Origin of the sequence: Anoxybacillus ayderensis, from assembly GCF_000833605.1 — a bacterium.
Classification (GTDB): domain Bacteria; phylum Bacillota; class Bacilli; order Bacillales; family Anoxybacillaceae; genus Anoxybacillus; species Anoxybacillus ayderensis.
Window position 1 is genome coordinate 19,415 of sequence record NZ_JXTG01000016.1, and the last position, 16,717, is coordinate 36,131.

General features: G+C 45.4%; 19 protein-coding genes. All 19 read left to right on the forward strand.

Annotated features, from left to right (window positions below; genetic code table 11):
• The first annotated feature begins 2 nt into the window (after positions 1–2).
• Positions 3–1,103, forward strand: a complete 1,101-nt coding sequence (locus JV16_RS11780; protein ID WP_009361914.1) for an NADH-quinone oxidoreductase subunit D — start codon at positions 3–5, stop codon at positions 1,101–1,103.
• Positions 1,103–2,104 carry an NADH-quinone oxidoreductase subunit NuoH gene (nuoH, locus tag JV16_RS11785; RefSeq protein WP_035063260.1) on the forward strand — a complete coding sequence of 334 codons (1,002 nt, stop codon included), beginning with the start codon at positions 1,103–1,105 and terminating at the stop codon, positions 2,102–2,104. Before JV16_RS11780 ends, nuoH begins: the two co-directional genes overlap by 1 nt.
• A gap of 22 nt (positions 2,105–2,126) precedes the next feature.
• On the forward strand, positions 2,127–2,546 hold the full coding sequence (nuoI, locus tag JV16_RS11790) for an NADH-quinone oxidoreductase subunit NuoI (protein WP_003396988.1): 420 nt from the start codon (positions 2,127–2,129) through the stop codon (positions 2,544–2,546).
• Positions 2,543–3,052: an NADH-quinone oxidoreductase subunit J gene (locus tag JV16_RS11795; RefSeq protein ID WP_021095065.1), complete on the forward strand. Its 510-nt coding sequence runs from the start codon at positions 2,543–2,545 to the stop codon at positions 3,050–3,052. Before nuoI ends, JV16_RS11795 begins: the two co-directional genes overlap by 4 nt.
• The gene (nuoK, locus tag JV16_RS11800; RefSeq protein WP_009361911.1) at positions 3,049–3,360 is read left to right on the forward strand and encodes an NADH-quinone oxidoreductase subunit NuoK; all 312 of its coding nucleotides are present in this window, start codon (positions 3,049–3,051) and stop codon (positions 3,358–3,360) included. Before JV16_RS11795 ends, nuoK begins: the two co-directional genes overlap by 4 nt.
• Before the next feature lie 58 nt (positions 3,361–3,418).
• A complete protein-coding gene (gene nuoL / locus JV16_RS11805; RefSeq protein WP_021095066.1) occupies positions 3,419–5,275 on the forward strand; it encodes an NADH-quinone oxidoreductase subunit L in 1,857 nt (618 codons plus the stop codon).
• Positions 5,275–6,786 (forward strand): NADH-quinone oxidoreductase subunit M, encoded by a 1,512-nt coding sequence (locus JV16_RS11810; protein WP_042535969.1) that lies wholly within the window; start codon positions 5,275–5,277, stop codon positions 6,784–6,786. Before nuoL ends, JV16_RS11810 begins: the two co-directional genes overlap by 1 nt.
• 4 nt (positions 6,787–6,790) lie before the next feature.
• Positions 6,791–8,293 (forward strand): NADH-quinone oxidoreductase subunit NuoN, encoded by a 1,503-nt coding sequence (nuoN, locus tag JV16_RS11815; RefSeq protein ID WP_042535971.1) that lies wholly within the window; start codon positions 6,791–6,793, stop codon positions 8,291–8,293.
• A 55-nt stretch (positions 8,294–8,348) separates the two neighbouring features.
• Positions 8,349–8,579 (forward strand): DUF1146 family protein, encoded by a 231-nt coding sequence (locus tag JV16_RS11820; RefSeq protein WP_021095069.1) that lies wholly within the window; start codon positions 8,349–8,351, stop codon positions 8,577–8,579.
• Between the two features lie 82 nt (positions 8,580–8,661).
• On the forward strand, positions 8,662–9,357 hold the full coding sequence (locus JV16_RS11825) for a YwmB family TATA-box binding protein (RefSeq protein ID WP_021095070.1): 696 nt from the start codon (positions 8,662–8,664) through the stop codon (positions 9,355–9,357).
• Positions 9,358–9,388: 31 nt separating this feature from the next.
• Complete coding sequence (gene murA, locus JV16_RS11830; protein ID WP_021095071.1) at positions 9,389–10,687, forward strand: UDP-N-acetylglucosamine 1-carboxyvinyltransferase; 1,299 nt, start codon at positions 9,389–9,391, stop codon at positions 10,685–10,687.
• A gap of 98 nt (positions 10,688–10,785) precedes the next feature.
• A complete protein-coding gene (spoIID, locus tag JV16_RS11835) occupies positions 10,786–11,772 on the forward strand; it encodes a stage II sporulation protein D (protein ID WP_021095072.1) in 987 nt (328 codons plus the stop codon).
• 75 nt (positions 11,773–11,847) lie between these two features.
• The gene (locus tag JV16_RS11840; RefSeq protein WP_021095073.1) at positions 11,848–12,624 is read left to right on the forward strand and encodes a stage II sporulation protein SpoIIQ; all 777 of its coding nucleotides are present in this window, start codon (positions 11,848–11,850) and stop codon (positions 12,622–12,624) included.
• Positions 12,625–12,846: 222 nt separating this feature from the next.
• The gene (gene spoIIID / locus JV16_RS11845; RefSeq protein ID WP_003396966.1) at positions 12,847–13,110 is read left to right on the forward strand and encodes a sporulation transcriptional regulator SpoIIID; all 264 of its coding nucleotides are present in this window, start codon (positions 12,847–12,849) and stop codon (positions 13,108–13,110) included.
• Positions 13,111–13,202: 92 nt separating this feature from the next.
• The gene (mreB, locus tag JV16_RS11850; RefSeq protein WP_021095074.1) at positions 13,203–14,207 is read left to right on the forward strand and encodes a rod shape-determining protein; all 1,005 of its coding nucleotides are present in this window, start codon (positions 13,203–13,205) and stop codon (positions 14,205–14,207) included.
• A gap of 88 nt (positions 14,208–14,295) precedes the next feature.
• A complete protein-coding gene (gene flgF / locus JV16_RS11855) occupies positions 14,296–15,084 on the forward strand; it encodes a flagellar basal-body rod protein FlgF (RefSeq protein WP_042535973.1) in 789 nt (262 codons plus the stop codon).
• Between the two features lie 10 nt (positions 15,085–15,094).
• A complete protein-coding gene (locus JV16_RS11860; protein WP_042535975.1) occupies positions 15,095–15,919 on the forward strand; it encodes a flagellar hook-basal body protein in 825 nt (274 codons plus the stop codon).
• A 14-nt stretch (positions 15,920–15,933) separates the two neighbouring features.
• Complete coding sequence (locus JV16_RS11865; RefSeq protein ID WP_042535977.1) at positions 15,934–16,146, forward strand: DNA-directed RNA polymerase subunit beta; 213 nt, start codon at positions 15,934–15,936, stop codon at positions 16,144–16,146.
• Positions 16,147–16,231: 85 nt separating this feature from the next.
• Positions 16,232–16,660: a 3-hydroxyacyl-ACP dehydratase FabZ gene (fabZ, locus tag JV16_RS11870; RefSeq protein WP_042535979.1), complete on the forward strand. Its 429-nt coding sequence runs from the start codon at positions 16,232–16,234 to the stop codon at positions 16,658–16,660.
• Positions 16,661–16,717 lie beyond the last annotated feature (57 nt).

The following is a 16,717-nucleotide window of genomic DNA, read 5'->3' on the forward strand; positions in this document are numbered from 1 at the left end:
GCGTGCTGAGAACAGAGGAGATGCTTTTAAACGTCGGACCGCAACATCCGAGCACACACGGCGTGTTTCGTCTCGTGTTAAAAATCGATGGGGAAATCATTAAGGAAGCGACTCCTGTCATCGGTTATCTTCATCGCGGGACAGAAAAAATCGCAGAAAATTTGCAGTATACACAAATCATCCCATACACTGATCGCATGGACTATTTATCAGCGATGACGAACAACTACGTCATTTGTCACGCAGTAGAAACGATGATGGGCATTGAAGTGCCGGAGCGTGCCGAGTATTTACGCGTGCTTGCGATGGAGCTCGGTCGCATTGCGAGCCACCTCGTTTGGTGGGGGACGTATTTGCTTGATATTGGTGCAGTCAGTCCGTTTTTATATGCGTTTCGTGAGCGGGAAATGATTATTAATCTATTAAATGAACTATCAGGTGCGCGCTTAACGTTTAACTACATGCGTGTGGGTGGCGTGAAATGGGATGCGCCAGACGGATGGATCGACAAAGTGAAACAGTTCGTTCCATATATGCGCAAACAGCTAGAAGGTTATCATGAACTTGTCACGGGAAATGAAATTTTCCGCAACCGCGTCATCGGAGTTGGCAAGTACACGAAAGAAGAGGCGTTAGCATATTCGCTAAGCGGCGTCAATTTGCGTTGTACCGGTGTGAAATGGGATTTACGAAAAGACGAACCATATTCCATTTATGATCGATTTGATTTCGATGTTCCTGTACGTACAGAAGGGGATTGTTTTGCGCGCTATGAATGCCGCCTTGCTGAAATTGAGCAATCGCTTCGCATTATCGAGCAGGCGTGTGAGCAGTTCCCAGATGACGGTGAGATTATGGCGAAAGTGCCGAAAATTATTAAAGCGCCACCGGGGGAAGCGTATGTGCGCATCGAGTCGCCGCGTGGGGAAATCGGTTGTTATATTGCGAGCGACGGGAAAAAAGAGCCGTACCGCTTAAAATTCCGTCGACCGTCATTTTACAATTTACAAATCCTTCCGAAACTATTAAAAGGGGAAAATATCGCGAATTTAATTGCGATACTTGGCGCGATTGATATCGTGCTTGGGGAGGTCGATGGATGATGATGGAACAACTTTTGCAGTCGACGCCAAGCTGGACGAATGTTGCCATTTTCTTTGCGATTGGCGTTGGGCTATTGCTCGTTGTATTAGGATTTGTCACGTACGGCATTTTAGCGGAACGAAAAGTGATGGGATTTATGCAAGGCCGCATCGGTCCGAACCAAGTTGGAGGACGTTGGGGGTTGCTGCAAACGGTGGCTGACGTGTTAAAGCTACTATTAAAAGAAGATACGATTCCAAAAGCCGCCGATCGCCCGTTGTTTATTTTAGCACCGGTCATCGCGTTTGCCCCTGCGTTTATGGTGCTTGCCGCACTGCCGTTTACCGATGCGTTGCAATTTGCTGATATTGGCGTCGGGCTATTGTATTACATCGCTGTGTCCGGATTAACGACAATCGGAGTGGTGACAGGCGCATGGGCGTCGAACAACAAATATGCCCTGCTTGGAGGCATGCGCGCAGCTGCGCAAATGATTTCATACGAAGTGCCGCTTGTCATGTCTGTCATTGGCGTTATTTTGTTGTCGGGAAGCTTAAACTTAAACGACATTGTCGAAGCGCAAAAAGATGTATGGTTTATCGTTGTCCAACCGATCGGCTTTCTCGTTTTTCTTGTCGCCGCTGTGGCGGAGTTAAACCGGACGCCGTTTGACTTGCCGGAAGCAGAATCGGAACTTGTTGCAGGATTCCATGTTGAATATTCTGGATTCCGATGGGCGTTTTTTATGCTCGCAGAGTACGTGTACTTTTTTGCGATGGCAGCATTAACGACGGTGCTCTTTTTAGGAGGATGGCATCCGCTTCCGTTTCTCGACTTTATTCCAGGGGCCGTTTGGTTTGCGTTAAAGTTTAGTCTTGTCGTCTTCTTATTTATTTGGTTTCGCATTACGTTTCCGCGTGTGCGTGCCGATCAATTGATGGAGTTTGGTTGGAAAGTGTTATTGCCTGTGGCGCTCGTCAATATTTTTGTCACAGCTCTTGTGAAACAACTATTTTTTTAAATAAAAAGGTGGGTGGGCAGAAATGCTCGGTTTAATGAAAGGATTAGCGTATACGCTGAAAAACTTAACAAAAGAAAAAGTGACGTACGATTATCCGAATGAACCGCTTCCGCTTCCGGATCGCTTTCGCGGCATTCAAAAGTTTTATCCGGAAAAATGTATCGTTTGCAATCAGTGCGCAAACATTTGCCCGACCGACTGTATTCAGCTGACGGGCAAAAAACATCCGGATCCGACGAAAAAAGGAAAAATTATTGATACGTATGACATTAACTTTGAAATTTGCATTTTATGCGATTTATGTACGGAAGTATGTCCGACCGAGGCGATTGTGATGACGAACAACTTTGAATTAGCGGAATATAGCCGCGATGAATTATTTAAAGATTTAACGTGGCTTGATGAAAACGATACGAACGTGCGGAAGGTGAATAAGCCATGAGCGGACAATATCTCGCATTTTTCGTTCTTGCGCTCATTGCGCTTGGCGGCGGCGTGTTTATGTTAAATTTAAACAAAGTTGTTCATATGGTCGTCGCCCTCGTTTTCACGTTCGTCAGCATCGCCGGCATTTACGTTCTTTTATCGGCTGAATTTGTAGCGGCCGTCCAAGTACTTATTTACTCTGGTGCGATTACAATTATTATGTTGTTCGGCATTATGCTTACGCGCCATCAAGATGACGGCCAATCGACAGGCAGCCCGCTTCGAAAAGCATTAGCATTGCTCGGTACGGTTGCTTTTGGGGCGGTCATGTACATCGGCATTCGCACGCTTGACTTTGGCAGCGAAGCGGTTGGGCTTCATGATAAAAATACGGAACAAATCGGAATCGCCCTCTATTCGAAGTACGTCATTCCGTTTGAACTTGCATCCGTTTTATTGCTCGTTGCACTCATTGGCGCTGTCATTTTAGCGAAAAAAGATGATAAGGAGGCGGGAGAATGAATGTGCCGTTATCCGCCTATCTCGTATTTGCGCTTTTATTGTTTTGCATCGGATTGTACGGAGCGTTAACGAAACGCAATACAGTCATTGTGCTTATTTGTATCGAACTCATGTTAAATGCCGTAAACGTCAACTTAGTTGCATTTAGCAAATACGGGGTAAATCCAGGCATTACAGGTCAAGTATTTTCGCTCTTTACCATTACTGTTGCCGCAGCGGAAGCAGCAGTCGGTTTAGCTATTTTAATTGCGTTATACCGCAATCGCAAAACGATTCATATTGATGAAGTCGATTCGATGAAACGATAAAGGATGGGAAACAAAGGGGTTACATATAAATGCACCTGAAAAAGGGGATGATTGAACGATGATGGAAAACGCATGGCTCATACCGCTTTTTCCGTTCGTCTCGTTTATTGTGCTGCTTGTTGTTGGCAAGCAGTTAAAAGAACGAAGCGCGTATGTCGGAATGTTGTTGACGCTTCTTTCGCTCGTCTTCGCCCTCGGGACGTTGTACGAGCGCTGGACGGAGCCAACATATAAACAAGCATACACATGGTTGACAATTGGGGATGTACATTTGACTGTCGGCTTTGAAGTAAACGCATTAAATGCCCTCATGCTCGTCGTTGTATCGCTTGTTAGTTTTCTCGTACATACGTATGCGAAAGGATATATGCACGGTGATGAGCGCTTCCCGGTATTTTACGCCTACTTAGGTTTGTTTACATTTGCGATGCTCGGGCTCGTCGTATCACCAAATTTACTGCAAACGTATATTTTTTGGGAACTTGTCGGTCTCGGTTCGTTTTTACTCATTGGATTTTATTTTTACAAAGAAGAAGCGAAAGCTGCGGCGAAAAAAGCGTTTATTATGACGCGCATCGGGGACGTTGGCTTATTGATCGGCATGATTTTATTGTTCCTTGAAGTAAAAAGTTTCGAATACGAGACTATTTTTGCTGCGTTACAACAAGGGGATGTTTCAACGACAATCATGACGTTAAGCGCCATTCTCATTTTTATCGGTGCGATCGGAAAATCAGGTCAATTTCCGCTTCATACGTGGCTTCCAGATGCGATGGAAGGTCCGACGCCTGTATCGGCATTAATTCATGCGGCAACGATGGTCGCTGCTGGGGTATATTTAGTTGCGACGCTGTTTCCGCTTTATGAAGCAAGTGAAGTGGCGATGACGACCGTTGCTTACGTCGGAGGGTTTACCGCCATTTTTGCAGCGTCAATCGGCTTAGTGCAAACGGACATTAAACGCGTGCTTGCCTATTCGACTGTTAGCCAGCTCGGTTACATGATGTTAGCGCTCGGCTCTGCTGGGTACGTGGCAGGCGTCTTTCACTTAATGACACACGCCTTTTTTAAAGCGCTTCTTTTCTTAGCGGCAGGTAGTGTCATTCATGCGGTGCATACGCAAAACATTGAGCAAATGGGCGGGTTATGGAAAAAAATGAAATGGACCGCTCCGCTCTTTCTTATCGGAACGTTAGCCATTAGCGGATTTCCGTTTTTCTCAGGCTTTTTCAGCAAAGATGAAATTTTAATTGCAGCGTGGACGCACGGGCATGTCGGTTTATTTGTTGTCGCTGTTATCGCTGCCTTTTTCACAGCGTTTTATATGTTCCGCTTATTTTTCCTCGTGTTTGCGGGAGAAGCGCGGACAGCAAATGACGATGTGCACGAATCACCGATGGTCATGGTATTTCCGATGATCGTCCTCGGTGCGTTGGCCGTCGTTTCTGGTTACGTTCAAACACCGTGGGGAGCGTTTTTAGGCGAGTGGTTGACAGAAGGAACGAACTGGCATGCACATATGGAAGGTCCGAGTTGGATTATGATTGTAGCGACCGTTGTGTCGCTATGCGGAATTGCTCTCGCGTGGCTCATATATGGCAAACGAGCCATTGCTCGCGACTGGCTATCGTCACGTTTTCCAATGACGTACAATGTGCTCATGAACAAATATTACATTGATGAGTTTTACGGATTGACAGTCATCCGTGCGACGTCATTTGTTAGCTTATTGTTTGAGTATATTGACCGTTTCCTCATCGAAGGAGTGGCTCAGCTATTTGCAGCAACCGCGCGCGGCATCGGACGAATCGGTTCACGTTTACAAAACGGTCAAGTACAAATGTACGGTACGGTGACGATTGTTGCTTTAGCGATTCTCGTCGTCATTTTTGCGGTGACAGGGGGGTATTTATAATGCAGCCATACTTTTTATCGCTCTTAATTTTCTCCCCGCTTTTAGGCATACTCGTTCTTTCGCTCCTTTCGAAAGAACAAGAAAAAGCGATGAAATGGCTTGGCGTTTTAGCGACGTTGCCATCGTTATGTTTATCGTTATTTGCGTTTTGGCAATATCAAAACGGCTACGATATAAGCAAATTAGCGGAAAAACGGTCATGGATTCAATTTGGCGAGTTTCCGTTTTTAAAGGAGACAGATTTTACTGTCGCATATGAACTTCATGTGGACGGTTTTGCGCTCGTTATGATCGTTTTAACGACCGTCCTCGCGACGCTTGCTGCGATCGCTTCCATGTCCATTCAAAAAGAATGGAAAGGATATTTTCAACTGTTTTTATTGCTTGAAATCGGTATGCTCGGCGTGTTTGCCGCAAGCAACCTTGTGCTCTTTTTCATCTTTTTCGAGCTAACGCTCATTCCGATGTTTTTCTTAATCGGAAAATGGGGATATTTCGAAAAAGAAAAAGCGGCATACAGCTATTTAATTTATAACGGGCTCGGTTCAGCCGTTTTATTGATCGTCATTGCCGTCTTGTTTGCGCGCACGGGTACATCGAATATCGATGAGCTGCGCCACATATTAACGGATCCGATGGCACAAACGATTTCGCCAATTTCCGACGAGCTTCGCTACGGATTGTTTCTTGCGTTGCTCATTGCATTTGGGGTTAAGCTACCGATCGTGCCGCTTCATCGCTGGATGTTGCACGTGCACGTACAAGCGCCACCATCTGTCGTTATGCTACATGCAGGGGTTTTGTTAAAAATTGGTTCTTTCGGTCTTGTCCGTTTTGCGTTCGGATTATTTCCCGGGCAATTTCAACAATTTTCGACATGGCTCATCGTTTTAGGCGTTGTTAACTTGTTGTACGGTGCGTTTTTAGCACTAAGACAAACCGATTTTAAAATGGTGCTTGCTTATTCGAGCGTATCGCACATGGGCATTGTATTAATCGGTCTCGGTTCGCTCACTGAGGCAGGAATACAAGGAGCAATTTTCCAAGCGGTGTCACACGGATTTATCGCTGCGTTTTTATTCTTCCTCGTCGGTGTCATGTACGAAAGAACGCGCACGACGACGCTTGCTCGTTTAGGTGGGTTAGCGAAGACAATGCCGTACGTATCAGGATTTATTCTTGCTGGGGCGATGGCTTCTCTCGGTTTGCCAGGGACGTCTGGATTTATTAGCGAGTTTATGGCGTTCGTTGGGGCATTTCAAGCGGAACCTTTGCTCGCTGCGATCGGTACGCTCGGCATTATTATGACAGCTGTGTATTTATTGCGCGCTGTCCTCGGCATGACATTCGGGCAAACGACGGTGACAAACGTTCCCGATTTACGTGGGATGGAATGGGTTCCAGCGATTAGTTTACTGTTGCTTATTATCATCATCGGGGTATATCCGAACGTGTTGGCGATGCCGCTACAAACGACGATTGAAACGATGATGAATGGGTTAGGGGGTTGATGAGATGGATTTTGAAACATTACTTAGCTATGAATGGGGCGTGATGATGCCGGAATTTATTATTCTCGGCGTCGCCGTTGCGCTCTCGCTCATCGACCTATTTATGCCAGAAAACCGAAATCGGCAACTGCTTGGCTTATTCGCTTTTGTTGGCGTCGCCGTTTCATTCGTCTCGCTACTCGGTTTATGGACGAGTGATGTCACATCCATTTTGGGCGATACGTTCCGCCTAGATTCGTTCGCCAAATCATTTAAAGCGTTATTGCTGATTGGTAGTGCGCTCGTGTTATTGCTTTCGATTCATTATGAACCAAAAGAGCGCATCGCCTATCGTGGCGAATTTTATTACTTATTTTTAACAGCGCTTCTCGGCGCAATGATGATGGCATCAAGCGGCGATCTCATTACATTGTTTGTCGGGCTTGAGCTATTGTCCATTTCTTCTTATATTCTCGTCGCCATTCGGAAAAAACATACACTCGCAAATGAAGCAGCGTTAAAATACGTCATTACTGGAGGCATTGCAACGGCGATTACGTTGTTCGGGATGAGCTACATATTTGGCTTTACCGGATCGACGAATATAAAAGAAATTGCCGTGCAGCTTGCGAGCACGTACGATGAAAACCATCAATACATTTTATCGCTCGCCTTTTTGCTGACGTTCGTCGGGTTATCGTTTAAATTAGCATCGGCTCCGTTTCATATGTGGGCACCTGACGTATATCAAGGAGCGACGACCCCTGTTGTTTCTTTTTTAAGCGTCGTCTCGAAAACAGCTGGGTTTGTTATCGTCTTGCGCGTCGTCGTTTCCGTCTTTGCTCAAATACCGACGGGAAGTTCGGCTTCGATGCTTATGACGCTTGCGCCGTACATCGCCTTTTTAGCAGGGGTAACGATGATCATCGGCAATACAATTGCCCTTCGTCAACGAAACGTCAAGCGCATGCTAGCGTATTCGAGCATCGCACACGCAGGATACGTGCTCGTTGCTTTCGCAAGCTTATCGATGTTTATGTTTGAAGCGATTTGGTTTTACTTGTTCGCGTACGTATTTATGACGATCGGGGCGTTTGCGATTTTGCAAGTCGTTTCTCAACATCACGATGACGAAGACATTAGCATATTTGCTGGCTTATATCGACGCTCGCCGCTTATGGCGGTGGCGATGACGATCTTTTTACTATCGCTTGCAGGCATTCCGGGGACAGCGGGATTTATCGGAAAAATGAACATTTTCCTCGGCGCATTTGTCGTTGAGCCTGCTCATTATGTGCTCGCGTCCATTATGGTAGTCACGACCGTCATATCGTACGTATATTACTTTGGCATTTTCGTCCAAATGTTTTTCCGACCTGTCGAACATGCGGATCGATTACAATGGCCACCAGGTGTCATTGCTGTCGTTGTCATTTGTATCATCGGTACGTTGTTGTTAGGGGTGTTTCCAAACTTTGCTTACGATTGGATTGCACCATTTGAACATTTTAGCGATTTTCTTCAGTAAGACGTATAATGGAAGGGGTGTACCCTTCCATTTTTTTATGTAAGGAGAGATAAAGATGGAAACATTCGGACAAGAAGCGTTAATTAGTTTATTGTCGCATTTATTTTTCATTACGGTGACGTGGTGGACGTTACAAGCTGTTCGACTTGAAGTAATTTTTAAACCGAATCGCATCGTTCAAGCGCGCGTCTTTTACATTCTCATTACGATTGCGATCGGCTCGTTAGTGAGCAATTTCTTTTTAGATTATTTACGCTGGTCACGCCAATTGCCATTTTTACTTTAAGCGCGAGCGTTGTCGATTTTTTTCACGTATGTTCCCTTCCGATCTGGCAACAATAAAAGCTAAGGAGAGGAAGGGAAAAGAGATGAGAAAAAGATGGTTGGCACTCGTTATTTTTTGTTTGTTATTAAGTGGTTATCGGATGTATGATGATGAACGTGTCGAAAGAGAAATAACGAAAATAAACGACATGCTCGGCGTATTTGAAGCCCATCATATTCACCTCAAACGATGGAACGTCTACGCCAAAGAGCAAGTGCTTACAAAAGACCCTCACAACTGGATCCAACAACACGTGAGAACATGGTCCTCTTTCCATTGGACAGTTGAACCGCACAAGATGATCGGCAAACGTGAAACCTCCGCTTACGTTGAAACGATTCAACTCATCACGGTCGCTCATCATCCCGCAGTCATTATTTTATATGAAGCAACCGGTTCAACGTGGAATAAACAACTCGAACGCACGCTCGTCCGACAAACGACAAAATTATTCGCAAAACCTACATTTTTCACTTGTATTACAGGGGAATTCGATGGTAAGATGAAAGGTGTTTTGTTTGACAAGGCGGTTCGCTTGCTTTCTTCCTTTCAAGCGGAACCGATTGAATCATTACGTGAAGAGACATTTGTCTCCGTCTCAGCATATACTGAGCAGTGGAAGACGTCACTTTCTGTCGGACAACAACAAATGAATCTTCAACTGGCATTACGACAAAACGGATTGGGCGCGCGAACGACCGTTGTCATTGGCACCCCAATCATAACAGCTGAATATTAATATAGAGACTTTGGACGCGGAGGGGAATGCCTTGGAAAAAATCATCGTCCGCGGCGGGAAGCGGTTGAGCGGCACAGTGAAAGTGGAAGGTGCGAAAAACGCTGTGTTGCCTGTCATCGCCGCAACATTGTTAGCGAGTGAAGGAAAAAGCGTCATTTACGATGTACCTGAACTCTCCGATGTATATACGATTAGTGAAGTGTTACGTCACTTACAAGCAGACGTGACGGTTGGCAAAAACAACATTGTCGTCGATGCATCTGGAGAGCTAAGTATTGAAGCTCCATTTGAATATGTACGAAAAATGAGAGCATCTGTATTAGTGATGGGTCCATTGCTTGCCCGCAAAGGTCGGGCACGCGTCGCACTGCCAGGTGGCTGTGCGATCGGGTCAAGACCAATTGACCAACATTTAAAAGGGTTTGAAGCGATGGGTGCGACGGTGAAAATCGGGAACGGTTTCATTGACGCTGAAGTGAACGGAAAATTACGCGGGGCAAAAATTTATTTAGATTTCCCGAGTGTCGGCGCGACAGAAAACATTATGATGGCTGCCGTTTTGGCAGAAGGAACAACCATTATTGAAAACTGCGCAAAAGAACCAGAAATTGTTGACTTAGCGAACTTTTTAAATGCGATGGGCGCGAAAGTGCGCGGTGCAGGAACAGGCACGATTCGCATTGAAGGTGTTACTACATTATATGGTGCAGAGCATACCGTTATTCCTGATCGCATTGAAGCAGGAACATTTATGATTGCCGCTGCGATTACGGGCGGAAACGTCCTCGTACAAGGGGCGGTGCCAGAACATTTAACGTCGTTGATCGCCAAACTCGAGGAAATGGGTGTCACTATTATTGAAGAAGACAACGGCTTGCGCGTCATCGCTCCGGACAAACTGAAAGCAGTTGACGTGAAAACAATGCCTCATCCCGGCTTTCCGACCGATATGCAGTCGCAAATGATGGCGTTGCTTATGAAGGCGGAAGGCACAAGCATGGTGACAGAAACGGTATTTGAAAACCGCTTTATGCACGTCGAAGAATTTCGTCGCATGAACGCGGATGTGAAAATTGAAGGCCGTTCGGTCATTATTAACGGTCCGTGCAACTTGCAAGGGGCAGAAGTGGCAGCAACGGACTTGCGTGCTGCTGCAGCGCTTATTTTAGCTGGGTTAGCGGCAGAAGGATACACGCGCGTAACAGAGCTGAAACATTTAGATCGCGGTTACGTTCGCTTTCATGAAAAATTAGCTGCTTTAGGGGCAGATATTGAACGTGTACGCGAACATGTGGACATCGTACAAACGCAAGTGACAGATGTGGGATAATGTAAAAAAACGACCGTTTGCGAAAAGCTAATGGTCGTTTTTGCATATATGCTTGTCCTCCTGCATACAGTTTAGTAATGATAAAGGGGGGATGGCATTTGCGACAATGGATGATCGCAACCGTTGCGTTATTTACACTTATTTTACTTATTCCTGCATTAGTCGTTTTAGCGTTCGGGGAAAAGCAAAACACACCCCTTCCTGCCGAACCGAAGCCCGTTCAAGCACGCGATGAACCAACGGTGGAAGTGGCTGTATACCGAAGTAAAGAAAAAAAGGTCGAACGGCTTCCGCTTGAACAATATGTCGTTGGTGTTGTAGCGGCAGAAATGCCGGCAGAATTTGAAATGGAAGCGTTAAAAGCTCAAGCACTTACCGCAAGAACGTATATCGTGAAACAGCTCATGCATAACCAACCGATCCAACTGCCTGAAGGAGCGAACGTGACCGATACGGTCATGCATCAAGTGTATTATAACGACGAGCAATTAAAAGAAATGTGGGGAATCAGTTACGAATGGAAAATAAAAAAAATTAAAGAAGCGGTCGAGGCGACGCGCGGGCAAATTTTAACGTACAACAACGAGCCGATTGAAGCGGCATTTTTCTCCACAAGCAACGGCTATACGGAAAATTCAGAAGCGTATTGGCAAAACGCGTTTCCTTACTTAACGAGCGTGGAAAGCCCGTGGGATACAAAGTCGCCGAAGTTTTACGAACAAGTGACGTTATCTGTTCGCGAATTTGAGCAGCGGCTCGGTGTCAAATTGCCAAAAGACGGATCAGTCGGCAAAATACTCGCACGCACGCCAGGAAAACGTGTCGCCCTTGTCGATATTCACGGAAAAAAGCTGACCGGACGGGAAGTGCGCGAAAAGCTGCAATTAAAATCAACGGATTTTACATGGACAAGGCAAGGAAACAACATTGTCATCACAACGAAAGGATACGGTCACGGTGTTGGGATGAGTCAATACGGGGCGAACTTTTTAGCAAAGCAAGGAAAAACGTATAAAGAGATCGTTCAATATTATTATCGTGGGGTACAAATTCACGATGTGTCACTTGTCGCTTCAAAATTTTGAAGCGGCAAATTTTTTTTATATTCACGTGTATAAATGTTCTGCTTTCTGTTCACAATGGTTGCTGAGGTGATGAACATGAAAGAAGAAAACAAAAAAGTTTCAAAGTTGTTCCGTAAACGTTGGGTTGTTCCTTCGATTTATTTGTTAAGCGCAGCGCTCATTTTAACAGGTGTGCTTTGGTTCCAAAGCAAAACAAACGATATCGTGCAACCGCCTGTTGATGAAACAAAACCGGGCACAGCTGTAAACGAACAACAATCTGTTCCTGTCCAACAAGCCGTTGAACAAATCGCGATGCCTGTCCTTGATCCAAACGCTGTCGAAATTGCAAAACCGTTTTACGACTTTAATGCATCAGCCGAAGAACAAGAAGCTGCTCTCGTCTCTTATAATGATGAATATTATCCGAACAAAGGTGTCGACATCGCGATGAAAAACGGCGAAAGCTTTGATGTGACCGCATCGTTAAGCGGGACGGTCGTTAAAGCAGAAAAAGACCCTCTCTTTGGTTACGTCGTTCATATTCAACACGATCGCGGCGTCGTGACGGTATATCAATCATTAAAAGACGTACAAGTGAAAACAGGTGATACAGTAAAACAAGGACAAGTGATTGCGAAGGCAGGAACAAACGAGTTTAATAAAGAAGCAGGCGTCCACGTCCATTTTGAAATTCGGAAAGATGGGCAAGCCGTTAACCCGGTCGCTTACTTTGATCAACCGCTTAGCGCATTAGAAGCGAAAGAAAAACAAACGGAACAACAAGAAACAAATCAAAACAAAACAAATGAACAAGAAAGCGATCCGTCAAGCACTGTTCCAGATGCTTCGATCGGAATGGCAAGAACATGAACAGATGGGCAAAATGCTCATCTGTTCGCTTTTTTATGGAATATATTTTCTTCTTCCCTAATACACTATTACAAACTTGAACAACGAGGGTGTTTGAGGTGAGATGAACGATTAATAGATGAGATTGACGACTTTGTTATGAACGAGTAAACGCCACTGCGATCAACGCCTTATACGTCTCATTTCACACTTCTCACATCCAACTTAGGGAGGGCGAGCAGTGTGCACGATTACATCAAAGAGCGTACAATCAAGATTGGCAAGTATATCGTGGAGACGAGAAAAACCGTTCGCGTCATCGCGAAAGAGTTCGGTGTGTCCAAAAGCACCGTGCATAAAGACTTAACGGAACGGCTCCCGGAAATTAACCCCGAATTAGCGAATGAAGTAAAAGAAATTTTAGATTACCATAAATCCATTCGCCATTTGCGTGGAGGAGAAGCGACGAAGAAAAAGTATAAAAAAGAAACGGAGCAAGCGACGTAAATTTGTTGTTCCCCTTGTCAAAAATATTCTCTTTTTTTCGCCATCGTTGTGGTAAAATATTTTATTAGGAGAAATGGCAAGGAGGAACATGCATGTTTTTAGCAAGAGATATCGGCATCGATCTCGGCACGGCGAACGTGTTGATTTATGTCAAAGGAAAAGGCATTGTATTAAACGAACCTTCTGTTGTAGCGATTGACCAGCATACGAAGCGGGTGTTAGCGGTCGGAGAAGAAGCGCGACGCATGGTCGGACGTACGCCCGGGCATATTGTTGCCATCCGCCCGTTAAAAGATGGTGTCATTGCGGACTTCGACATTACAGAAGCAATGTTAAAACATTTTTTAAGCAAGCTGAACTTAAAAGGATGGTTTGCGAAACCGCGCATTTTAATTTGTTGCCCAACAAACATTACATCTGTAGAACGGAAAGCGATTAAAGAAGCAGCAGAAAAAAGCGGTGGCAAAAAAGTGTACTTAGAAGAAGAACCGAAAGTGGCAGCGATCGGCGCAGGGATGGATATTTTCCAACCTTCTGGAAACATGGTTATCGACATTGGTGGCGGTACGACAGACGTTGCCGTTTTATCGATGGGTGACATCGTCACATCCGCATCAATTAAAGTAGCGGGCGATAAATTTGACCAAGAAATTTTAAGTTATATTAAACGAGAATATAAACTATTAATCGGTGAGCGAACGGCGGAAGAAATTAAAATAAACATCGCTACGGTCTTTCCAGACGCGCGCGATGAAGCGATGGACATTCGCGGACGCGATTTAGTGACAGGGTTGCCACGAACGATTACGATTCGTTCTGGAGAGATTGAAAAAGCGCTACGCGAAACGGTATATACGATCGTCCAAACGGCAAAAACCGTCCTTGAGCGCACACCGCCGGAATTATCGGCAGACATTATCGACCGCGGCATTTTCTTAACAGGTGGCGGCGCATTGCTTCACGGCATCGATCAACTGCTTGCGCAAGAGTTGAAAGTGCCTGTCTTTATTGCAGAAAATCCGATGGATTGCGTCGCGATCGGCACAGGATTAATGCTTGATAACATTGACAAAGCTCCATATCGTCAACTCGTGTAGGTGCCATTGGGAAATGGTACCTATTCGCTTTTTTCCCCCTTTTCTTTTATAATGGAAGTAGTGTAAAAACGATTGGGGAGGACGTTTTATGTTTCGCGGACTATATACAGCTGCTTCAGGCATGCTTTCTCAACAGCGGCGCATTGAAATGATGACGAACAATATCGCAAACGCCAACACGCCAGGCTACAAAGCTGATCAAGCGTCATTACGAGCTTTTCCAGATATGCTGATGCATCGCATTCAACAAACGACGATTCCAACTGAAAAAAAACCGACGTGGCGTGATCGTACATATATCGGTCCGCTATCGACAGGCGTGTACGTGCAAGAGCTTGTGCCAAACTTTGCCCAAGGGGATATACGCGAAACAGGCAATAACACCGATATGGCAATCGTTGATGGGACAGGCACATCGTTTTTTATCGTACAAAATGAAGCAGGCGACGTTCGTTACACGCGAAACGGTCATTTCACCATAGATGCAGACGGATTTTTAACGACGACAGATGGTCTTTACGTGCTCGATGAAAGCGGTAATCGTATTTTCATCGGGGACGAGCAGTTTACTGTATTAACGGACGGAACGATTACAAAAAATGGCCAACAAATCGCCCGCCTTCGCATCGCCTACGCTGACAATGTTCAAACGCTTGCAAAAGAAGGAAACGGTTTATTCCGGGCAGAAGGAGAACTCCCACCTGCACAAACGTATACAATTCGCCAACAATACATTGAACGCTCGAACGTCGATCTTTCTCGCGCGATGACGGACATGCTTTCGGCTTATCGGGCGTTTGAAGCAAACCAAAAAATTTTACAAGCATACGATAAAAGTATGGACAAAGCGGCAAATGAAATCGGCCGCTTAAGATAGGAGGACGACGATGCTTCGTTCAATGATTACTGCCGCCAATACGATGAACCAACTACAACAACAACTAGACGTCATTAGCCATAATATCGCCAACGTCAATACGACCGGGTTTAAAAAACGCGATGCGGTGTTCGGCGAATTGCTCGCCCAACAGTTTCAACAATCACCTAAATCAGACGAAGCGCCTCGTCTGACGCCAGCAGGTGTCCGCCTCGGTGTCGGCGCAAAAGTCGCGTCCACCTATATGCAAGTGAAACAAGGCTCGATTGTAAAAACAGATCGTCCGCTTGATCTTGCATTGACGAAAGAAGGGCAATTTTTCCGCATCCTTGTCGATGGTGCGATTCAATATACGCGCGACGGTGCTTTTTACCTTAGTCCGTCGGTGAACAATCCGAATGAATTGATGCTTGTGACGGCAGATGGCTATGCAGTTGTAGATGAAAACAACGAACCGATTACTGTCCGCGACGGTTTTAAAGACATTCAAGTCACCCAAAACGGCACGATGCAATTCATTGCGCCAAACGGAGACATCATGCAGACGGTAAACATCGGGGTATCATATATCACCCGTCCGCAACTCATGCAGGCGCTCGGTGACAACCGTTTTGCATTTCCAAATGGGCTCAATGTGGAAGACGCAACAATCAACTTAGCTGGCAATAATCGCAACGCCATTTCATTACAACAATACGCCCTAGAACAATCAAACGTTGAACTAGCGACCGAGATGAGCGAGCTCATGATTACGCAACGGTCATATCAGCTAAACGCTCGTGCGATTACGTTGTCGGATCAAATGATGGGGATTATTAACGGCATTCGTTCATAGAGAGGGAAAATGATATGGAGGAAAAACAACAGAAACGCTCGCTTCGCCGTCCGCGCCGCCGTCTTATTCCGATTTGGCTTCGCCTAGTGATTGTGCTCGTTCTCGTAGCGCTAAGCGGGGCGATCGGGGCGATGATCGGTTACGGTGTACTCGGCGACGGCAAGCCATTTGACGCACTCAAACCAGCAACATGGCAGCATATTATCGATTTAATCGAAAAACAGTAGTGGACAGACCACTTGAAAACATGATACATTGAAAACAAATACGGAAGGGAGATCCTTCCGTTTTTTTATAAAGGAGGAAGAAAGTATGCTTGATATGCAACAAATTCAACAAATTATTCCACATCGCTATCCGTTTTTACTCGTTGATCGCATCATTGAAGTCGAAGAAGGAAGACGCGCCGTCGGCATGAAAAACGTGAGCGCAAACGAACAATTTTTTGTCGGTCATTTTCCTGACTATCCCGTCATGCCTGGCGTATTAATTGTCGAAGCGCTTGCGCAAGTCGGGGCGGTCGCGATGTTAATGAAAGAAGAAAACCGTGGCCGTCTCGCATTTTTTACCGGCATTGACAACTGCCGATTTAAAAGGCAAGTGAAACCTGGTGATCAATTACGATTAGAAGTCGAAATGATTCGTTTTAAAGGCGCAATCGGCAAAGGAAGAGGAGTCGCTACCGTTGATGGCGAGCTCGTATGCGAAACAGAAATCATGTTTGCGCTCGGTGAAAAATAATGCATAACCGTCTCCTTTCTGGGCATGTTATAGGTGATTACATAATGTGAAAGAAAG